The following is a 15,424-nucleotide window of genomic DNA, read 5'->3' as shown; positions in this document are numbered from 1 at the left end:
GCGGACTTCCGTTCAGGACACCCGCATCAGTTTGTCGTAGCGCTTGATCAGGCGGTCGCGCTTCAGGCGCGAGAGCCGGTGCGTCCAAAAGAGCCCGTTGAGTTGATCGATCTCATGCTGGTGGCAGACCGCCAGCAGGCCATCGGCATCCTCGAACCGCTCGTTGCCGTCGAGATCCTGATAGCGAACCCGTACGCGTGCGTGTCGCTCAACCTCTTCCGTGACACCGGGCATCGAAACGCTGCCTTCCACGTGGCGGATCATTTCAGGCGAGGCCTGGATGACCGATGGATTGACATAGATTCCCGGCTTTGCGGCCGAAGGCAGCTGGATCACGACCAGGCGTGTCAAAATACCGATATGCGGGCCGGTGATGCCGATCCCGTGCATGGTATCGATGAGGTCGCCAGCCAGGCTCGACAAGTCACTGTCGAACAGCTGTATCGGCTCCGCGACAGTGCGCAGAAGCGGATCGGGAAATCTTACAATCGATCGAACCGCCACAGGATTTCAGCCGAACGGCTTTTGCAGCACGTCGAACTGCGGATTGGTTTCCGAAAAGATCGGCAAGGCGGCAGCGCCAAGCACGGACGTGTCCTTGCCGGCCGCTCCTACTAGCACGCGCGGCGTGGTGCGGGCGCTGGTCGAACTGACGGAGAGGTGCAGCGGCTCCAGCCGGCTCGCGAGCGCCTCGATCACCGGCAGTGGCATGAAGCCGCCGAGAACCACGGTTTCCGGGTCGAGCGCCAGTTCCAGCACATCGATTGCCTGGCGCAGCGGATCGACGGCGTCCGAAATCCAGGCGTCGAGGCGGCTGTCGCCCTTGGCCAGCAGGTCCTCGAGCAGATCGGGGGAAGCATGGTCGGGGTCCGGCAGATCGAGCGCCTCGTAGGCGGCGCGCAGCGAGACGTAGCGCTCCAGGCAGCCGCGCTTGCCGCAGCCGCAGGCAAGGCCGCCCGGCCGTACGATGATGTGGCCGATTTCGCCGGCATTGTGCCGGCTGCCTTTGTAGAGATGGCCGTTGAGGAACAGGCCGGCGCCGAGCCCGGTGCCGATGAACAGATAGACAAAGCTGTCGAGGTTTTTGGCCACGCCGTAGAGACGTTCGCCGATGGCTGCGGCAGTGGCGTCGTTTTCGACAATGACTGGAATGCCGGTGAGCCGCTGCAACTCTTCGGCCACCGGGAAATCATGCCAGCCGGGCAGCGCGGTCGGGCCGACCGAGGTCAGGCCCTCGACGCCGAACGGGCCCGGCATGCTCATGCCGATGCCGAGCAGCCGGGTCCGGTCGAGGCGCGAGGTGGCGATCAGCTCGGCGGCGATGGCGGCCAGCAGCGGCATCGCTTCGGCCGGCGTCGGTCGGTCGACGTTTTTCTCGATACGCGCGCGCATCGTGCCGGAGAGATCGGTGACGACGCCGACGGCAAGCTGATGGTCGAGCTGCAGGCCGATCGAATAGCCGCCATCGGGATTGATCGAATAGGGCACGGCCGGCTGGCCGCGCGCGCCCTTCAACGTCGCCTCCGGGCGCAGCAATTCGGTGCGCTCCAGCTCCTCGACGATGTTGGAAATGGTCTGCGACGACAGCGCCGTCAGCCGCGCGATCGACGCCCGCGACAGGGCGCCGTTGGTGCGGATCGCCTCGATCACCACGCGCCTGTTGTGCGACTTGGCCTGTTCGAGATTGGTGCCGGAGATGGCTTTTCTGGATGTCATATGGCTTTGTTACCGGGCTCCATAATCATAGAATACCACTTTAGAAAATCAAGTTGATTTAATTTATGGCGCACGGATTCCCGCCGGACCGGATCGCATCCATTTCAGAACGAACTGTCGAGACCCGATAGTCCCGCTTTTCGTTGCAAATCTGCTGGCGAAACGCAGCCAGAACCGGCCGCGCGAGGGCGGATAGCCCCTGCCCGTTCTTCAGGCGACCGGCGTCCAGATCACGTCGTCGATCCGGGCTGCCCCCGTCGCCAGCATCACCAGCCGGTCGAAGCCGAGCGCCGAGCCGCTGGCCTGCGGCATGATGGCAAGGGCAGCGAGAAAATCCTCGTCCAGCGGATAGCGCTCGCCATAGACGCGCTCTTTCTCGTCCATTTCAGCGGCAAAGCGCCGGCGCTGCTCGGCCGGGTCAGTCAACTCGCCAAAAGCGTTGGCAAGCTCGACGCCGCAGCAATAGAGCTCGAAGCGTTCGGCAACGCGCGGGTCATCGGCGCTCGGTCGGGCGAGCGCGGCTTCCGAGATCGGATAGCCGTACAGGATGGTGGCCCGCCCCTGCCCCAGAACCGGCTCGACCTTTTCGACCATCACGCGGCTGAACAGATCGGCCCAGTTGTCATCTTCGGCAGTGCGCATGCCAGCCTTGACCAGAGCCTCATGGAGCGCATCGCGGTCGGTGCTCCCGTCCGCGGCCACTGTGGCGAGAAGGTCGATGCCGGCATGGCGCTGAAACGCCTCGGCCACGCTCAGCCGTTCCGGCTCGGCAAACGGATCGGCCTCGCGACCGCGAAAGCGGTAAGCCTTTGCCCCGGCCCGCTCGGCCGCGAGCTTCAGCAGCTCGGCGCAATCGGCCATCAGGTTCTCATAGGTTTCGCCAACCCGGTACCATTCGAGCATGGTGAATTCCGGATGGTGCAAGGGGCCGCGCTCGCGGTTGCGCCAGACGGCACTCAGGCTGAAGATGCGCCGTTCACCGGCGGCAAGCAGCTTCTTGCAGGCGAATTCCGGCGAGGTATGGAGGTAAAGCGGCCGGCGCGCGCCGTCGGCGCCGATCGCCTCGGTGGCGAAAGCCGAGAGATGCGCCTCGTTGCCGGGCGATATCTGCAGCGCCGCTGTCTCAACCTCGATGAAGTCGCGCTCGCCAAACCAGTCGCGCATCGCGGCTGCGATGCCGTTGCGCGCCATCAGTCGCGGCCGGCGGTCGGCGTGAACATCCGGCGTCCACCAGGGCGAAGCCTCGGTCATGGCTTTGCCGGGCAACGGAATTGCTGACAGGGCTGGCGGTTCGCGCCAAGATGCGCTACGGCGACGGCTCTCGCAGCCGATTTGCGCCGAACAATCGTTTCAGGCCAACGAAGTCTAGGATTGAAAACCGTGGTGAAGGTCATCGCCAGTTCCCTGCGTAAAGGCAACGTCGTCGACAAGGACGGCAAGCTTTACGTGATCCTCTTTGCCGAAAACATCCACCCTGGCAAGGGCACGCCGGTCACCCAGCTCGACATGCGCCGCATCTCCGACGGGGTGAAAGTTTCGGAGCGCTACCGCACCACCGAACAGGTCGAGCGCGCCTATGTCGAGGATCGCGAGCACACCTTCCTCTACGCCGATGGCGAAGGCTATCATTTCATGAACCCGGAGAGCTACGACCAGGTCGCGGTGTCGGAAAGCGTGGTCGGCGACATGGCGCCTTACCTGCTCGAGGGCATGGCGGTACAGGTCTCGCAGTTCAACGGCATCGCGATTGCCCTAGTGCTGCCGCAGCGTGCTACATTCGAGGTGGTCGAGACCGAGCCGACCACCAAGGGACAGACGGCATCGTCGTCCTACAAGCCGGCGGTGCTTTCCAACGGCGTGCGCACGCTGGTGCCCCCGCACATCGCCCCCGGTACCCGCGTTGTGGTGATGACGGCTGACGGGGCTTATGTGGAGCGGGCGAAGGACTGAGGCGCAAGCGCCTCGATCCTGGCTAATCCCTCGCATTGCCTTCTGCGGCCGCTGGCTCGATAGTCCTGCCGATGTGGCAGACCTTTGTGACCTACTGGCCTCTGATCCTCGTGATCATTCCGATGCTGATGGCCGCCATCGGCATCGTCCACGCCATCATGACCAAGGAAGACGTCCGCGCCGCCACCGGCTGGGTGGGCGTGATGATCTTGTCGCCGTTCCTTGGCGCGATCATCTACGCCATTGCCGGCATCAACCGCATCCGCCGCGCGACAATCAGCGCCATGCGGCCTGTGGCCGGTGAAGCCGAGACGGCCAAACACGACCGCGACATTGCGCTCGAAGCGCTCATCTCAGCTGAATTCGGCCAACGCTTTGCCGGCCTGAAGACACTGGGCGACCGGGTGGCGCGGCGCGGCCTGCTTTCGGGAAACGCGATCACCATCCTGAGGACGGGTGACGATGCTTACACGGCCATGTGCGGCGCGATCGACGGCGCACAGCACAGCATCCTGCTCGAGACCTACATCTTCGACAATGATGAAGTCGGACGACGTTTCGTCGAATGCCTTGCGGGCGCGGTGCGGCGCGGCGTCACCGTGCGCGTGCTGATCGATGCCGTCGGCGTGCGCTATTCCGTGCCCAGCATTCTCACGACTCTGCGGGAAGCCGGCGTCACCATCGACCTCTTCAACGGCAACATCGTCATGGGCCTGAGACTTCCCTATGCGAACTTGCGAACCCACAGGAAGATCCTGATCGTCGACGGTGTGGTGGCATTCACGGGGGGCATGAACATCCGCAAGGGATTCTCGGCCGAATTCTTGGGAACCGCCAGTTCGGCGGATACGCATTTCCAGGTCACCGGGCCGGTCGTGGCCGACCTGTTTGCGGTGGCCGCCGAAGACTGGCGCTTTGCCGGCAACGAGGCCCTCAAGGACGAGGTCTGGCATGTCGAAAAACCCTCGCCGCCTCCCGGTCAGCCGATCCTGGTGCGGGCCGTGGCGTCGGGGCCGGACGCCAGCATCGAAACCAACCACAAATTGCTGATGGGGGCATTTTCCGTCGCCCGCAAATCGATCCGCATCATGTCGCCCTATTTCCTGCCGGACCGGGAATTCATCAGCGCGCTGACCACGGCGGCCCGACGCGGCGTCGAGATCGACATCGTCGTGCCGGCGGTCAACAATCTCTTCCTGGTCGGCCGCGCCATGACGGCGCAATACGACCAGGTGCTGAAGCACTATTGCCGCGTCTGGCGCCATGAAGGATCGTTCGACCATTCGAAGCTGCTGTCGGTCGATGGCGTCTGGGCTTATGTCGGCTCCTCCAACCTCGACGCCCGGTCGCTGCGGCTGAATTTCGAGATCGACCTGGAGGTGCTGGATGCAGGCTTTGCCGCCGAGATCGAAGCCCGCATCGCATCGGCAATCGCCTCCGCCAAACCCGTCACACTCGCAACCTTGAAAGCGCGGCCATTCGTCATTCGCGTCTTCGACCGGTTGCTATGGCTGGGATCGCCCTATCTTTAGAATCAGGACATCGAGCAGCAGGCCTATGGACATAAACGGACGCAGCCTTCCTGAAACCGTGCTCCTGTCGATCCGCGGCAGGAAAGCGCGCAAGGCGAACGCGACGCCGCGCAAGCGCGTTGACGGCGCCCAGATGGTGGTCGCCTCCTATAACGTCCACAAATGCATCGGCACCGACCGCAGATTCGATCCTGAACGCACTGCCCGCGTCATCCGCGAGATCGGACCCGACGTCATCGCGCTGCAGGAGGCCGACAACCGCTTCGGCGACCGCGCCGGGCTGCTCGATCTTGCCCGGATCGAACACGAAACCGGGCTGGTGCCGGTGCCGGTGTCCGGGAATGGTAAAGGCCATGGCTGGCGCGGCAACGTGCTTTTGTTCAAGCGCGGCACGGTGCGCGACGTGCATCAGATCAAGCTGCCGGGACTGGAGCCGCGCGGCGCGCTGGTGGCCGAGATCGACCTCGACGAAACGCGCACGCTGCGCGTCATTGCCGCCCATCTCGGCCTGTTGCGCCGCTCGCGCTCCGAGCAGGCCCGCGTCGTGCTCGACATAATGAGCAGCCAGGATGAAAGGCCGACCCTGCTGCTCGGCGATCTCAACGAATGGCGGCTGGGCAACCGCTCGGCGCTGAAGACGCTGCACGCCACCTTTGGCTTCACCCCGGCGGCCGTGCCGACCTTTCCCTCAGGCCTGCCGGTGCTGGCGCTCGACAGGATCATGGCCAACCGGCACGGCATGGTCTCGTCGGTCGAAGCCCATGACACGCCGTTGTCGCGGGTTGCGTCGGATCATCTGCCGCTTACGGCTTTTGTGAGCCTGTGACTCACCCGTCCCGCAGCCACACCACCATCTCGCCGGGGTCGCGGTTGTCCCAGGCGTAATAGGGGACGGCCTTGAGCTTTGCTTGCTCAACGGCTGGCGCCTCGGTGCGATAGAGGCCGTTTTCCCAGTTTTCCGCCGTTTCCCGGCGGCCGGTGGCCGAGAGGGTGACGACGCCGCCGAGAAGGTTCGGCTCGGGATGCGCCTCGATCTCAGCCGTGCGCGGCAAGGTGATGCGGTGCAGTTGGCCGGCATTGTCGGTCTCTTCGACGCAGTAGATCAACGGGCCGCGCGCAAGTGCTACGCGGCCGATATCCTGGCGCACCTGCGGGTTGGCGAACAGGCGCGAGATCGACATGTCGAGGTCGAGCTCGACGCGGTCGCCCTTTTGCCACTCGCGCCGGATCGCCGCGTAGCCGTCGTTCGACGCGGCATGGAGGTCGACAGACGCACCGTTGACCTTCAGCGTCGCCTTGCGGCACCAGGACGGCAAGCGCAGATGCAGCGTGAACTCCACCGGCGCCTCCGGCTCGACCAGGATGGAGACCGCGCCGTCCCAGGGATAGTTGCTGGTCTGGGCGAGGCTGACTGCCTTGCCCGCGACGTCGAAACGCGCCGTCGAGTCGCCATAAAGATGGACGGCCAGCGCATCGTCGGCAAGGCTGTAGAAATAGCTGCCGATCGACGCCACCATGCGGCCGATATTGGGCGGGCAACAGGGGCAGCGATGCCATTTCCAGCGGTTGTGCCGGCCCCGGCTTTCCAACGGATTCTCGTAGAAGAACAACGAGCCGTCGAGCGACAGCCCGGAGATCGAGCCATTGTAGAGCGCCCGCTCCATCATATCGGCGTAGCGGGCGTTGGGACCCATGCCGAGCATGCGGCTGGCCCAGAACACCAGGCCAACCGAAGCACAGGTCTCGGCATAGGCGGTTTCGTTGGGCAGGTCGTAGTCGCTGGTGAAGCCTTCATTGTGGGCCGACGGCCCGAGGCCGCCGGTGACATAGAGGCTCTTGGTGGTGAGATCGTCCCAGAGCCGGTCGAGCGCTACCCGCAGCGTGTCGTCGCCATATTCGGTGGCGATGTCGGCCATGCCGGAATAGAGGTACATTGCCCTGACCGCATGGCCGACGACCTTGTCCTGCTCGCGCACCGGCCTGTGCGACTGATTGTATTCGTAGGTCTTGAAATGATAGGCCTTCGGATCGGCGCCGCGCGCACGCGCCTCCTCGTCGAAATAGTGCGGTTCAACACCGCGCTGGTCGATGAAGTATTTTGCCAGCTCCATGTATTTCCGCTGGCCGGTCGCCCGAGACAGCTTGACCAGCGCCAGCTCGATCTCCTCATGGCCGCAATAGCCCTTCTGCTTGCCGGGCTCTGGCCCGAACTTGTCGGCGATATGGTCGGCATAGCGGCAGAGGATGTCGAGCAGCTTGCGCTTGCCGGTGGCCTGGAAATAGGCGACCGCGCCCTCGATCAGATGGCCGGCGCAGTAGAGTTCGTGGCAGTCACGCAAATTGGTCCAGCGCAGGCCGGGCTGGATGCGCTGGTACCAGGAGGACAGGTAGCCGTCTGGCTGCTGCAGCTTTTCGTACATGTCGATGACGGCGTCGATGTTGTTCTCCAGCCGCTCGTTGCGGCGACGGTAGAGCGAATAGGCGGCGGTCTCGATGGTCTTGCCCCAGTCGGAATCCCAGAACATCTGCGTCGTCACCGTCGAGCCGGTGAAGCCGGGCGTGGCCGCCTCGTCCGGCGATGGCGAATGGAAGGGGATGACGAGCCCGGGCGACGGCCGGTCCGGATCGATCTGCTCCAGCATGCGGGCTTCGACGCAGCGCTCGTAGAGGATGTCGGCGGTGCGCGAGGCAACCGCATCGACGCGGTCGCCCCAGAAGCCGCGGACGTCGACCTGCGGCACCGGCAGCGGGCGGAAGGCGTGGCTCAGTTTGCCGGTCTTCCGGGCGGCGGATTTGTCTGCGGTCATCGGCTGGCTCCGTTCAATTTCGTCATTGTCATTTCACCGCGGGTCATTTCACAGCGCCGGCCATCAGGCCGCGTATGTAGAAGCGCTGCAGCAACAGGAAGAGGATCAGGCAAGGCACCATCATCACGGTGACGCCGGCCTGCACGGCGCCCCAGTCGATGGCGCCGAAGCGGCCGGATTGAAGTGCGGTCATCATGATCGGCAGCGTGAATTTGGACTGGTCGGTCATCAGCACCAGGGCGGCCAGGAACTCGTTCCAGGCGCCGAGGAAGGCGAACAGCGCGATGGTGACGATCCCGGGCCAGACCAAAGGCAGCATGACCTTCAGCAGCATGGTGAGGTTGTTGGCGCCGTCCATGCGGGCGGCCTCCTCGATCTCGCGCGGCACAGCGTCGAAGGCGTTGCGCATCATGAAGATCGAGAACGGCAGCTGCAGCGTGACATAGACGAAGACCAGCCCGGTCAGCGTGTTGTGCAGGCCGACCTTGGTCAGCACCAGGAAGATCGGCGTCAGAATCGACTGGAACGGGATCATGATCGTCGACAGGATGACGACGAAGAGCAGGTCCTTGAACGGAAAGCGGAAGCGCGAGAAGCCGTAGCCGGCAAGCACGCTGACGATGACGGAAAACACCACCGTCATGACGGAGACATAGAGGCTGTTTTGCGCCGGCAGCAACAACCCGTCGCCAAAAGTGTTGAGCGTGCCGTAATTCTCGACCGAAAAACCGGTGGTCGGCCAAGGCGGCAGCGGCGGCAGGCGCGCCTCCTGCGACGGCTTGAACGCCGACAGCACTGTCCAGACGATCGGCGCCAGGAACAGCACCGAGGCGATCATGCCGGTCAAGTGCTCGGCGATGCCGAGGCGCAAGCGGCTGTTGCGGCTTCTTGCCTGCGCCATCAGTCGACCCCCTCGGGCTTGCGCAGCAGCCAGAGCTGGAACGTGCTGAGCGCGACCAGGATGGCGAGCAGGATCATCGACAGTGCGGCGCCATAGCCCAGCTTGAACGACACGAAGGACTGGTTGAATATCCAGTAGACGGCGGTCAGCGTCTGATTGCGCGGGCCGCCGCGCAGGATGATGTAGAACTGGTCGAAGGCGAGGATGGAGCCCGCGACCGACAGGATCAGCGCGAGCGCCAGGGTGCGGCGCATCAAGGGCAGCGTGATGGCGCGAAAGCGTGCGAACGGCCCTGCCCCGTCGATCATCGCCGCCTCCTGCAGATCGGTCGGGATCGACTGCAGGCCGGTCATCAGGATGATCATGGTGAAGCCCGCCACCTTCCACACGACCATGGCGATGATCGACCAGAAGGCCGGCTGGAAGGTGGCCAGAAGGTTGAATTTCTTCCCGGTCAGGCCGAGGTCGTAAGCGGCCGGGCTGAACAGGCCGGAATCGACATTGAGCAGCCACGACCAGAGCAGGCTCGCTGAAGCAAAACCGATGACCGCCGGCATGAAGAAGGACGTGCGGTAGAAGCCGGTGAGCCGCCGGGGACGCTCGATGAACAGCGCCAGCGGAAAAGCGACGGCGAAGATCGCGATCGTCACCACCACCGTGTAGAGGCCGGTGAAGCGCAGCGCGTTCCAGAACCTGGTGTCGCGCAGGATCGCCGCGTAATTGGCAAAGCCGATATAAGAGTGCTCGCCCATCAGCGGCCAGTTGTTGAGCGACATCCAGGCCGTCATGCCGAGCGGGATGATGAAGAACACGACCACCAGCGCCACCGCCGGCGCGACATAGAGCAAGCCGATCCACTGCCGGCGGCCGGCACCGACCAGTTTCCTGGGGCGCGCCGAGGCGGAGGTTGCTGCTGCGATCGATGTCATGCTTGCTCTTCCGTTGACGATGCGATGTCCGGCCGCCCGTCCAGGGAGACGGGACGGGCGGCCGGGTCAGGACCTCGGACGGCAGGGCGTTGCGCCACCGCTGCCGTCCAGCCAGTCCCTATTTCTGCGGCGCCTGGTCGATGATCGACTGCATGGTCTCCTGCGCGTTCGAAATCGCGCCGTCGACATCGTCGCCGAAGAAGACCTCGTTGACCATCTGCGTCCACGGGCCGTTGGCGGAGTTGATCAAATCGTTGAACACCACCGAATAGGGCGTGCGGCCCTTGGCCATGGCCTCGGCGGCGATCTGGTAGCGCGGGTCGAGATCCTTCAGCGCCTCCTTGGCGATGTCGCCGCGCACCGGCAGGCTGCCGTATTTCGCCAGGATGGTCTGGCCCTCCAGCGAATAGGCGAAGTCGAGAAACTCCTTCACCACGGCGAGCTTTGTGGTGCCCTTGGTGACGACGAAATTGTCACCGCCGGCGAAGGACGACCAGCCGCCATCCTTACCCGGCAGGAAGGTGACGCCGTAATCGACATTAGGATACTGCGTGTTGAGCGCGCCGATGGCGAAGGCGCCGGAGGGCGAGATGCCGATATTGCCGGCGGCAAAGGCGGCAAAGAAGTTGGAACCGGTGTCGGTCTGCGCGCCGGCCGGCACCAGATCCTTCTTGACCATCGACCGGTAGAGGTCGATGGCGCCGCGCAATTGCGGGCTGTCGAGCGTCGCCTTGGAGCCGTCCTCGGAGAGGATGTCGCCGCCCGAGGCCCAGACCAGCGGCGTGAAGGTGAAGATGTTGCAGCCGCCGCAATTGCCGGAGAAGTAGAAACCCTTGATATCACCGCCGAGCGCGTTGACTTTCTCGGCGTCGGCTTCGATTTCGGCCCAGTTGGTCGGGCCCTTTTCAGGGTCGAGCCCGGCCTGCTTGAACAGCTTCTTGTTCCAGATCAGCACCGAGCTGTCAGCCGAGAACGGCAGGCCGTAGATGCGGCCCTTGTAGGTGCCGGTCTTGACGTGCGCCGGCGACAGGCTGGCGAAATAGGGCAGCGACTTCGCCCAGTCGGTGATGTCTTCTAGCTGGCCGGCGGCAGAAAAGGCCGGCGTGTAGATCAGGTCGAGTGACAGCGCGTCGGGCGCAGTGCCGCCGGCGGCCGCGGCGCCATATTTCGGAATGATCTCGGCATTGGGAATGATGTCGAGCTTGACCTGGTTCTCATGCGCCTTGTTGAAGGCATCGACGATGCGCGGCATGAAGTTCGAGCCGTCGGCGCGCACCCAGATGTTGGCGGTGTCGGCGGCCATCGCAGGCATGGCGAAAATACTCGCGGCAAGGGCAAGCCCGGCAGTGATGGTCTTCATGGTTTTCCTCCTCATGGTTCTGTTCTCCTCCTATTTTTCGGCCGTGCCTCCCGCGCGACGGCCTTCATCTCAGCCGCCTGGTGAGCGGCCGCATGACTGACGCACCACCAGCCGGCACGGCAGTTTCCGGATACCCGGCGCAGCCGGTTGGCCGCCGACGAGCAAAAGCAGCGCCAGCCCGGCCTCGCGGCCAAGCGCTGAAAGGTTCATGTCGACCGAGGTAAGCGGCGGCCGCGTCGCTTCCGCCACGATCTCCCAATTGTCGAAGCCAATGACGCCGACATCGCCGGGCACGTTGATGCCGCGCTCGCGTAGCGCATCGATGACGCCGCGCGCGATCTGGTCGTTGCCGCAAAAGACGGCATCCGGCGCCGCGTCCCTGTTGTTGAAAGCCTGGCCCGCCTTGTCGCCGAACAGTCTTGCCACCGCCTCGTGGCCCCAGGCTTCCGACCAGGCGCCGAGCAGAGGCTCGGCAACCGGCAGGCCCTGTTCGGCCAGCACCTCGCGATAGGCGCGGGCGCGCTCATGCACCACGGCGAAGCTCGCGGGACCGCTGACATGGGCGATGCGCCGCCGCCCGAGCGCGCAAAAATGCTCGACGGCCAGCCGCGCGCCACCGGCATCGTCGGAGACGAAGCCGATGGCGCCGGGATCGGGCTGGGTGAAGGCGTAGATCACCGGAACACGCAAATTGGCGAGATCGACCGGCAGATGGCGGTCGATGCGCTTGCCGGTGGCGATGATGCCGTCGACGCGCTTGTCGAGCATGGCCTCGACATGCAGCTGGCCGAGCCGCTGGTCGTCCTCGACGTTGCACAGGAACACCGAGACGCCGGCATCGACCAGCGCATCGGAGACGCCGGCCATCAGCGGCAGCGAGAAGCGGCCGTAGGTATCGTTGGTAAGCAGCCCGACGGTGAAGGAGCGCTTGCGCAACAGGCTCTGCGCCAGGCTGTTCGGCCGGAACCCGAGCCGCTGCGCCGTCTCGCGGATACGCTCGCGCGTCTGAGCCGTCATCCGCCCCTGCCCGTTCAGCGCTTTAGAGGCCGTGGCGACACTGACGCCGGCGACCGAGGCCACCTCGCGCAGGGTGACCGGTGGCTTGGCGGGCGAGGCGTCGGAGGACATGGCGCGCGGCGGATCCCTTAGCTGGGAAAAGGTTTTCTCCTAGTGCCCCTGTGGAGTGATGACTGGTGAGGTCAGCGGCCGCGGGGCGATTTGGGAAAAGGTTTTCTCAGAGGAGATTAGGGGAAGGATTTAGGGATGGCAAGGGGGAAGGCTAGAGCGATGATTGCGTTCGGCGAACAGCGGATTCGTTATCGACAAAGCGCCGCGCTACTTTTTTCGAAGCGTGTAGCATCGGCTCAGCGCCATCCGTCCTCTGACTAAAGAAGGAGAACGTCATGCGAAACTTGATCGTCACCGAATTCATTAGCGTCGACGGCATTGCCGAAGTCGAGAAGCTGCCCAAGGTGACCTGGAACGACGAGATGCAAAGGTTCAAGGAAGACGAGCTTGCCGACAGCGGCGCCATGCTGTTGGGACGCAAGACCTATGAGATCTTTGCTGGCTCATGGCCGAGCGAAACCGGCGATTTTGCCGACCGGTTCAACGCGCTGCCGAAATATGTCGCCTCGACCAGCCTGAAGGCACTGGACTGGAAGCCGGCGGAATTGCTTACGGGTTCCTTGCCGGAAGCGGTGAGCAAGCTGAAGCAAGGCAGCGGCGGCAACATCTATGTGCATGGCAGCCTCAGCGTCGCGCAGGAATTGCTGCGCCACGGCCTGGTCGACCGCGTCAGGTTGCTGAGCTACCCCGGCTCTGTCGGTGAGGGCAAGAAGCTGTTCCCGTCCGATATGCCCGTGGCGCTGGAGCCGGTCTCGGCCATGACGTTCAGCAATGGCGTGGTGGCGCTGGAATATGCGGCTGGGAATTGAAGGCTAATTTCCCCCCTCGTGGGGGAGATTAGCAGCTCCCCCTACCCAGCCTTCTTCCCTCGCTTGCCCTTGGCGCGCGCCTCTACCACTCGCTCCACCTCGCGCTTCAGCTCGTCCTTGATCTCCTCGGTCTCGGCCATCAGCGTGTCGATCTTCATGAAATCGAGCACGCGGTATTTCGACACCGGCGGGCGGATCAATATGTCGGGAGGGTGTTGGTTCAGCTTGTGGGCGATGATCGACTGCATCATCAATTGCGTGGCGCCGTACATCAGGTCGACGGTGGTCGGGTGCTTGCGTTCGGCCTCGCTGGGTGCGCCGACGACGTCGATGGCGATGATGATGTCGGCGGCGTTTTCGATGAGGTCGAACGGCACCGGATTGTAGATGCCGCCGTCGATCAGCACGCGGTCGTCGCGCGTTACCGGGCGGAACACGGCTGGGATGGCAGCCGAAGCGGCCAAAGCCGAATGCAGGTCGCCATCGTCGAAGACAGCCAGCTTGTGGCCGAAATAGTCCGTCGCCGTCACCTTGAGCGGGATCTTCAGTTCGGCGAAGGTTTCGGGGATGGCTTCGGGCAGGAAGGCCTTCAGGATACGCTCGATGTTGAACTGGCTGACGCGGATGCCGCCCTGCATGGCCTCGGCGATGGTGCCCGGCCGCGAGCGCCACATGCGTGCCGCGACCTCGGCGCGGCGGCCCAGGATCGATCGGGCATAGTCCTCGATCTCCTTGCCGCTCATGCCCGAGGCCATGCCGGCGCCCATGATGGCGCCGATCGAGGAGCCGGCGATGGCCACCGGCTTGATGCCGAGTTCATCCAGCGCCTCGACGATGTGGATATGGGCAAGGCCACGGGCGCCGCCGCCGCCAAAGGCGATGCCGAAGGTGGGACCTGTCATTTGGCCTCCAGCTTCGGGCCGATGCTCATGATCGCGGGCTCAGGCGTCAGCAGCTTCTTCGCCGCCGCCTTGACCTGATCGAGCGTCACGCCGTTGATCAGCGCCGCGCGGCGCTGCATGTAGTCGATGCCGAGATTGTCGAGTTGCAACTCCACCAGCGTGGCGGCAATGGAGCTGGAAGAATCCAGATTGCTGATGGCATAGGCGCCGACCATGTATTTCTTGGTCGCGTCCAGTTCGGCCTCGGTCGGGCCCTCCTCAGCCATCTTCTTGACGACATCCTTGACGATGCCGAGCGTCTCTGCCGCGCGGTCCGAACGCGTCGCCGTGGTGATGATCAGCGCGTTGGAATGCTGGTGATCGACCAGGTTGGAATCGACGCTATAGGCAAGGCCGCGCTTTTCGCGCACCTCGTCATAGAGGCGCGAGGTGAAGGTGCCGCCACCGAGAATCTGGTTCATCAGCACCGCTGCGAAGAAATCCGGCGCATCGCGCTTCACGCCGGGATAGGCAAACTGCAACGAGGTCTGCGGCAGGTCGTAATCGACCTCGAGCTGCTGACCGAGTTTCAGCTCGGTATCGGCAACCGGCTGCAGCAGCTGCTTTTCCGGCAGACCGCCAAAGACGTCATCGAGCTTCTGTTTCAGCGTTGCGGCGTCGATGTCGCCAACCACCGCAACATGCAGGCCGTTGCGGGCGAAATTGGCCTTATGGAAGGCAGCCAGATCCGCCGCCGTGATGGTGGCGATACTGTCCTTGGTGCCCTGGTCGGGCCTGGAATAGGGATGGTCGCCATAGATGGCGCGCAGCCATTTGGTCTGCGCGACGGTGTTGGGGTCACGCTCACTGGCGATGATGCCGGACAGGATCTGGGAGCGGATGCGGTCGATCGGCGCCTGGTCGAAGCGTGGGCTGGTGACCGCCAGCCGCAGCAGGTCGAAGGCAGCATCCTTCTGCTCGGCCAGCATGCGCATCGAGCCATAGGTGCCGTCGCGCGCCGCGTCGAAACCCATTTCGGCGCCGGCATCGTCAAGCTTGGTCTGAAAGGCCTCGCTGTCGAGGTCGCCGGCGCCCTCGTCGAACAGGCCGGTCATCAAATTGACCAACCCTTCCCGCCCCGCCGGATCCTGCGTCGAGCCGCCATCGAAGACGAAGCGAATGGCGATGATCGGGATAGAGTGATCTTCGACCAGCCAGGCGTTGATGCCCTTGGAGGAGGTCACCTGCTGGATGTCCATCGCACGCGCGGAAAGCGCCGGCAGGACGAGGAAGAAGACGGCGAGGAACAGGGTGGTGAAGGCGCGGAGCGCCTTACCTTCTCCCACAAGGGAAGAAGGGGGAGTCCGGCGGAGAGAAGAAAGCGATACGTCCATGGAAACCAGGCTCATCA

The 15,424-nt window shown here is 64.0% G+C and carries 14 protein-coding genes; 4 read left to right on the top strand and 10 right to left on the bottom strand.

Translation table 11 applies throughout. The annotated features are described in order from the left end of the window. Positions 1-12: 12 nt before the first annotated feature. The 3 genes from AC1D1B_RS15680 to epmA all read right to left on the bottom strand — a co-directional run bounded on the left by AC1D1B_RS15680 (position 13) and on the right by epmA (position 2,967). Complete coding sequence (locus AC1D1B_RS15680; protein ID WP_477333432.1) at positions 13-504, bottom strand: peptide deformylase; 492 nt, start codon at positions 502-504, stop codon at positions 13-15. A gap of 6 nt (positions 505-510) precedes the next feature. After that, positions 511-1,716 (bottom strand): ROK family transcriptional regulator, encoded by a 1,206-nt coding sequence (locus tag AC1D1B_RS15675; RefSeq protein ID WP_477333431.1) that lies wholly within the window; start codon positions 1,714-1,716, stop codon positions 511-513. A 210-nt stretch (positions 1,717-1,926) separates the two neighbouring features. Beyond that, positions 1,927-2,967: an EF-P lysine aminoacylase EpmA gene (gene epmA, locus AC1D1B_RS15670; protein ID WP_477333430.1), complete on the bottom strand. Its 1,041-nt coding sequence runs from the start codon at positions 2,965-2,967 to the stop codon at positions 1,927-1,929. A 129-nt stretch (positions 2,968-3,096) separates the two neighbouring features. On the opposite strand from epmA, the gene efp reads away from it, so the two are divergent. From efp to AC1D1B_RS15655, 3 genes are all read left to right on the top strand, one after another. Next, entirely contained in the window at positions 3,097-3,666 is a 570-nt protein-coding gene (gene efp, locus AC1D1B_RS15665; RefSeq protein WP_477333429.1) for an elongation factor P, read from the top strand. Positions 3,667-3,737: 71 nt separating this feature from the next. Next, positions 3,738-5,198 (top strand): phospholipase D-like domain-containing protein, encoded by a 1,461-nt coding sequence (locus AC1D1B_RS15660; RefSeq protein WP_477333428.1) that lies wholly within the window; start codon positions 3,738-3,740, stop codon positions 5,196-5,198. Positions 5,199-5,223: 25 nt separating this feature from the next. Next, a complete protein-coding gene (locus tag AC1D1B_RS15655; RefSeq protein WP_181060314.1) occupies positions 5,224-6,024 on the top strand; it encodes an endonuclease/exonuclease/phosphatase family protein in 801 nt (266 codons plus the stop codon). A gap of 1 nt (position 6,025) precedes the next feature. Here AC1D1B_RS15655 and AC1D1B_RS15650 read toward each other — a convergent pair whose 3' ends face one another. The 5 genes from AC1D1B_RS15650 to AC1D1B_RS15630 form a co-directional block, all read right to left on the bottom strand. Continuing rightward, positions 6,026-8,005, bottom strand: coding sequence for a glycoside hydrolase family 127 protein (locus AC1D1B_RS15650; protein WP_477333427.1), 1,980 nt, complete (start codon positions 8,003-8,005; stop codon positions 6,026-6,028). A gap of 43 nt (positions 8,006-8,048) precedes the next feature. Then, complete coding sequence (locus tag AC1D1B_RS15645) at positions 8,049-8,906, bottom strand: carbohydrate ABC transporter permease (protein WP_477333426.1); 858 nt, start codon at positions 8,904-8,906, stop codon at positions 8,049-8,051. After that, entirely contained in the window at positions 8,906-9,835 is a 930-nt protein-coding gene (locus AC1D1B_RS15640; protein ID WP_477333425.1) for a carbohydrate ABC transporter permease, read from the bottom strand. Before AC1D1B_RS15640 ends, AC1D1B_RS15645 begins: the two co-directional genes overlap by 1 nt. 118 nt (positions 9,836-9,953) lie before the next feature. Further along, positions 9,954-11,195, bottom strand: a complete 1,242-nt coding sequence (locus AC1D1B_RS15635) for an ABC transporter substrate-binding protein (RefSeq protein ID WP_477333424.1) — start codon at positions 11,193-11,195, stop codon at positions 9,954-9,956. A gap of 69 nt (positions 11,196-11,264) precedes the next feature. After that, entirely contained in the window at positions 11,265-12,323 is a 1,059-nt protein-coding gene (locus tag AC1D1B_RS15630) for a LacI family DNA-binding transcriptional regulator (protein ID WP_477333423.1), read from the bottom strand. Between the two features lie 275 nt (positions 12,324-12,598). Between AC1D1B_RS15630 and AC1D1B_RS15625 the strand changes: the two genes are divergently transcribed. Next, complete coding sequence (locus AC1D1B_RS15625; RefSeq protein WP_477333422.1) at positions 12,599-13,132, top strand: dihydrofolate reductase family protein; 534 nt, start codon at positions 12,599-12,601, stop codon at positions 13,130-13,132. Between the two features lie 41 nt (positions 13,133-13,173). Here the strand turns inward: AC1D1B_RS15625 and AC1D1B_RS15620 are convergent, their stop codons facing one another. Together AC1D1B_RS15620 and AC1D1B_RS15615 are read right to left on the bottom strand one after the other, a co-directional pair. Beyond that, a complete protein-coding gene (locus tag AC1D1B_RS15620; protein ID WP_477333421.1) occupies positions 13,174-14,034 on the bottom strand; it encodes a patatin-like phospholipase family protein in 861 nt (286 codons plus the stop codon). Then, positions 14,031-15,407 carry a M16 family metallopeptidase gene (locus tag AC1D1B_RS15615; protein WP_477333898.1) on the bottom strand — a complete coding sequence of 459 codons (1,377 nt, stop codon included), beginning with the start codon at positions 15,405-15,407 and terminating at the stop codon, positions 14,031-14,033. Before AC1D1B_RS15615 ends, AC1D1B_RS15620 begins: the two co-directional genes overlap by 4 nt. Between the last annotated feature and the right edge of the window lie 17 nt (positions 15,408-15,424).

This window comes from Mesorhizobium sp. P2_C5_2 (assembly GCF_056404535.1).
The sequence above is the reverse complement of the archived record's forward strand: the minus strand, read 5'-3'. Positions and strand labels throughout refer to the sequence as shown.

Coding starts and splice junctions, on each gene's coding strand:
- AC1D1B_RS15675 (WP_477333431.1), bottom strand. CDS start 1,716: ATGACATCCAGAAAAGCCATCTCCGGCACCAATCTCGAACAGGCCAAG.
- epmA (WP_477333430.1), bottom strand. CDS start 2,967: ATGACCGAGGCTTCGCCCTGGTGGACGCCGGATGTTCACGCCGACCGC.
- AC1D1B_RS15660 (WP_477333428.1), top strand. CDS start 3,738: ATGTGGCAGACCTTTGTGACCTACTGGCCTCTGATCCTCGTGATCATT.
- AC1D1B_RS15655 (WP_181060314.1), top strand. CDS start 5,224: ATGGACATAAACGGACGCAGCCTTCCTGAAACCGTGCTCCTGTCGATC.
- AC1D1B_RS15650 (WP_477333427.1), bottom strand. CDS start 8,005: ATGACCGCAGACAAATCCGCCGCCCGGAAGACCGGCAAACTGAGCCAC.
- AC1D1B_RS15645 (WP_477333426.1), bottom strand. CDS start 8,906: ATGGCGCAGGCAAGAAGCCGCAACAGCCGCTTGCGCCTCGGCATCGCC.
- AC1D1B_RS15640 (WP_477333425.1), bottom strand. CDS start 9,835: ATGACATCGATCGCAGCAGCAACCTCCGCCTCGGCGCGCCCCAGGAAA.
- AC1D1B_RS15635 (WP_477333424.1), bottom strand. CDS start 11,195: ATGAAGACCATCACTGCCGGGCTTGCCCTTGCCGCGAGTATTTTCGCC.
- AC1D1B_RS15630 (WP_477333423.1), bottom strand. CDS start 12,323: ATGTCCTCCGACGCCTCGCCCGCCAAGCCACCGGTCACCCTGCGCGAG.
- AC1D1B_RS15625 (WP_477333422.1), top strand. CDS start 12,599: ATGCGAAACTTGATCGTCACCGAATTCATTAGCGTCGACGGCATTGCC.
- AC1D1B_RS15620 (WP_477333421.1), bottom strand. CDS start 14,034: ATGACAGGTCCCACCTTCGGCATCGCCTTTGGCGGCGGCGGCGCCCGT.
- AC1D1B_RS15615 (WP_477333898.1), bottom strand. CDS start 15,407: ATGGACGTATCGCTTTCTTCTCTCCGCCGGACTCCCCCTTCTTCCCTT.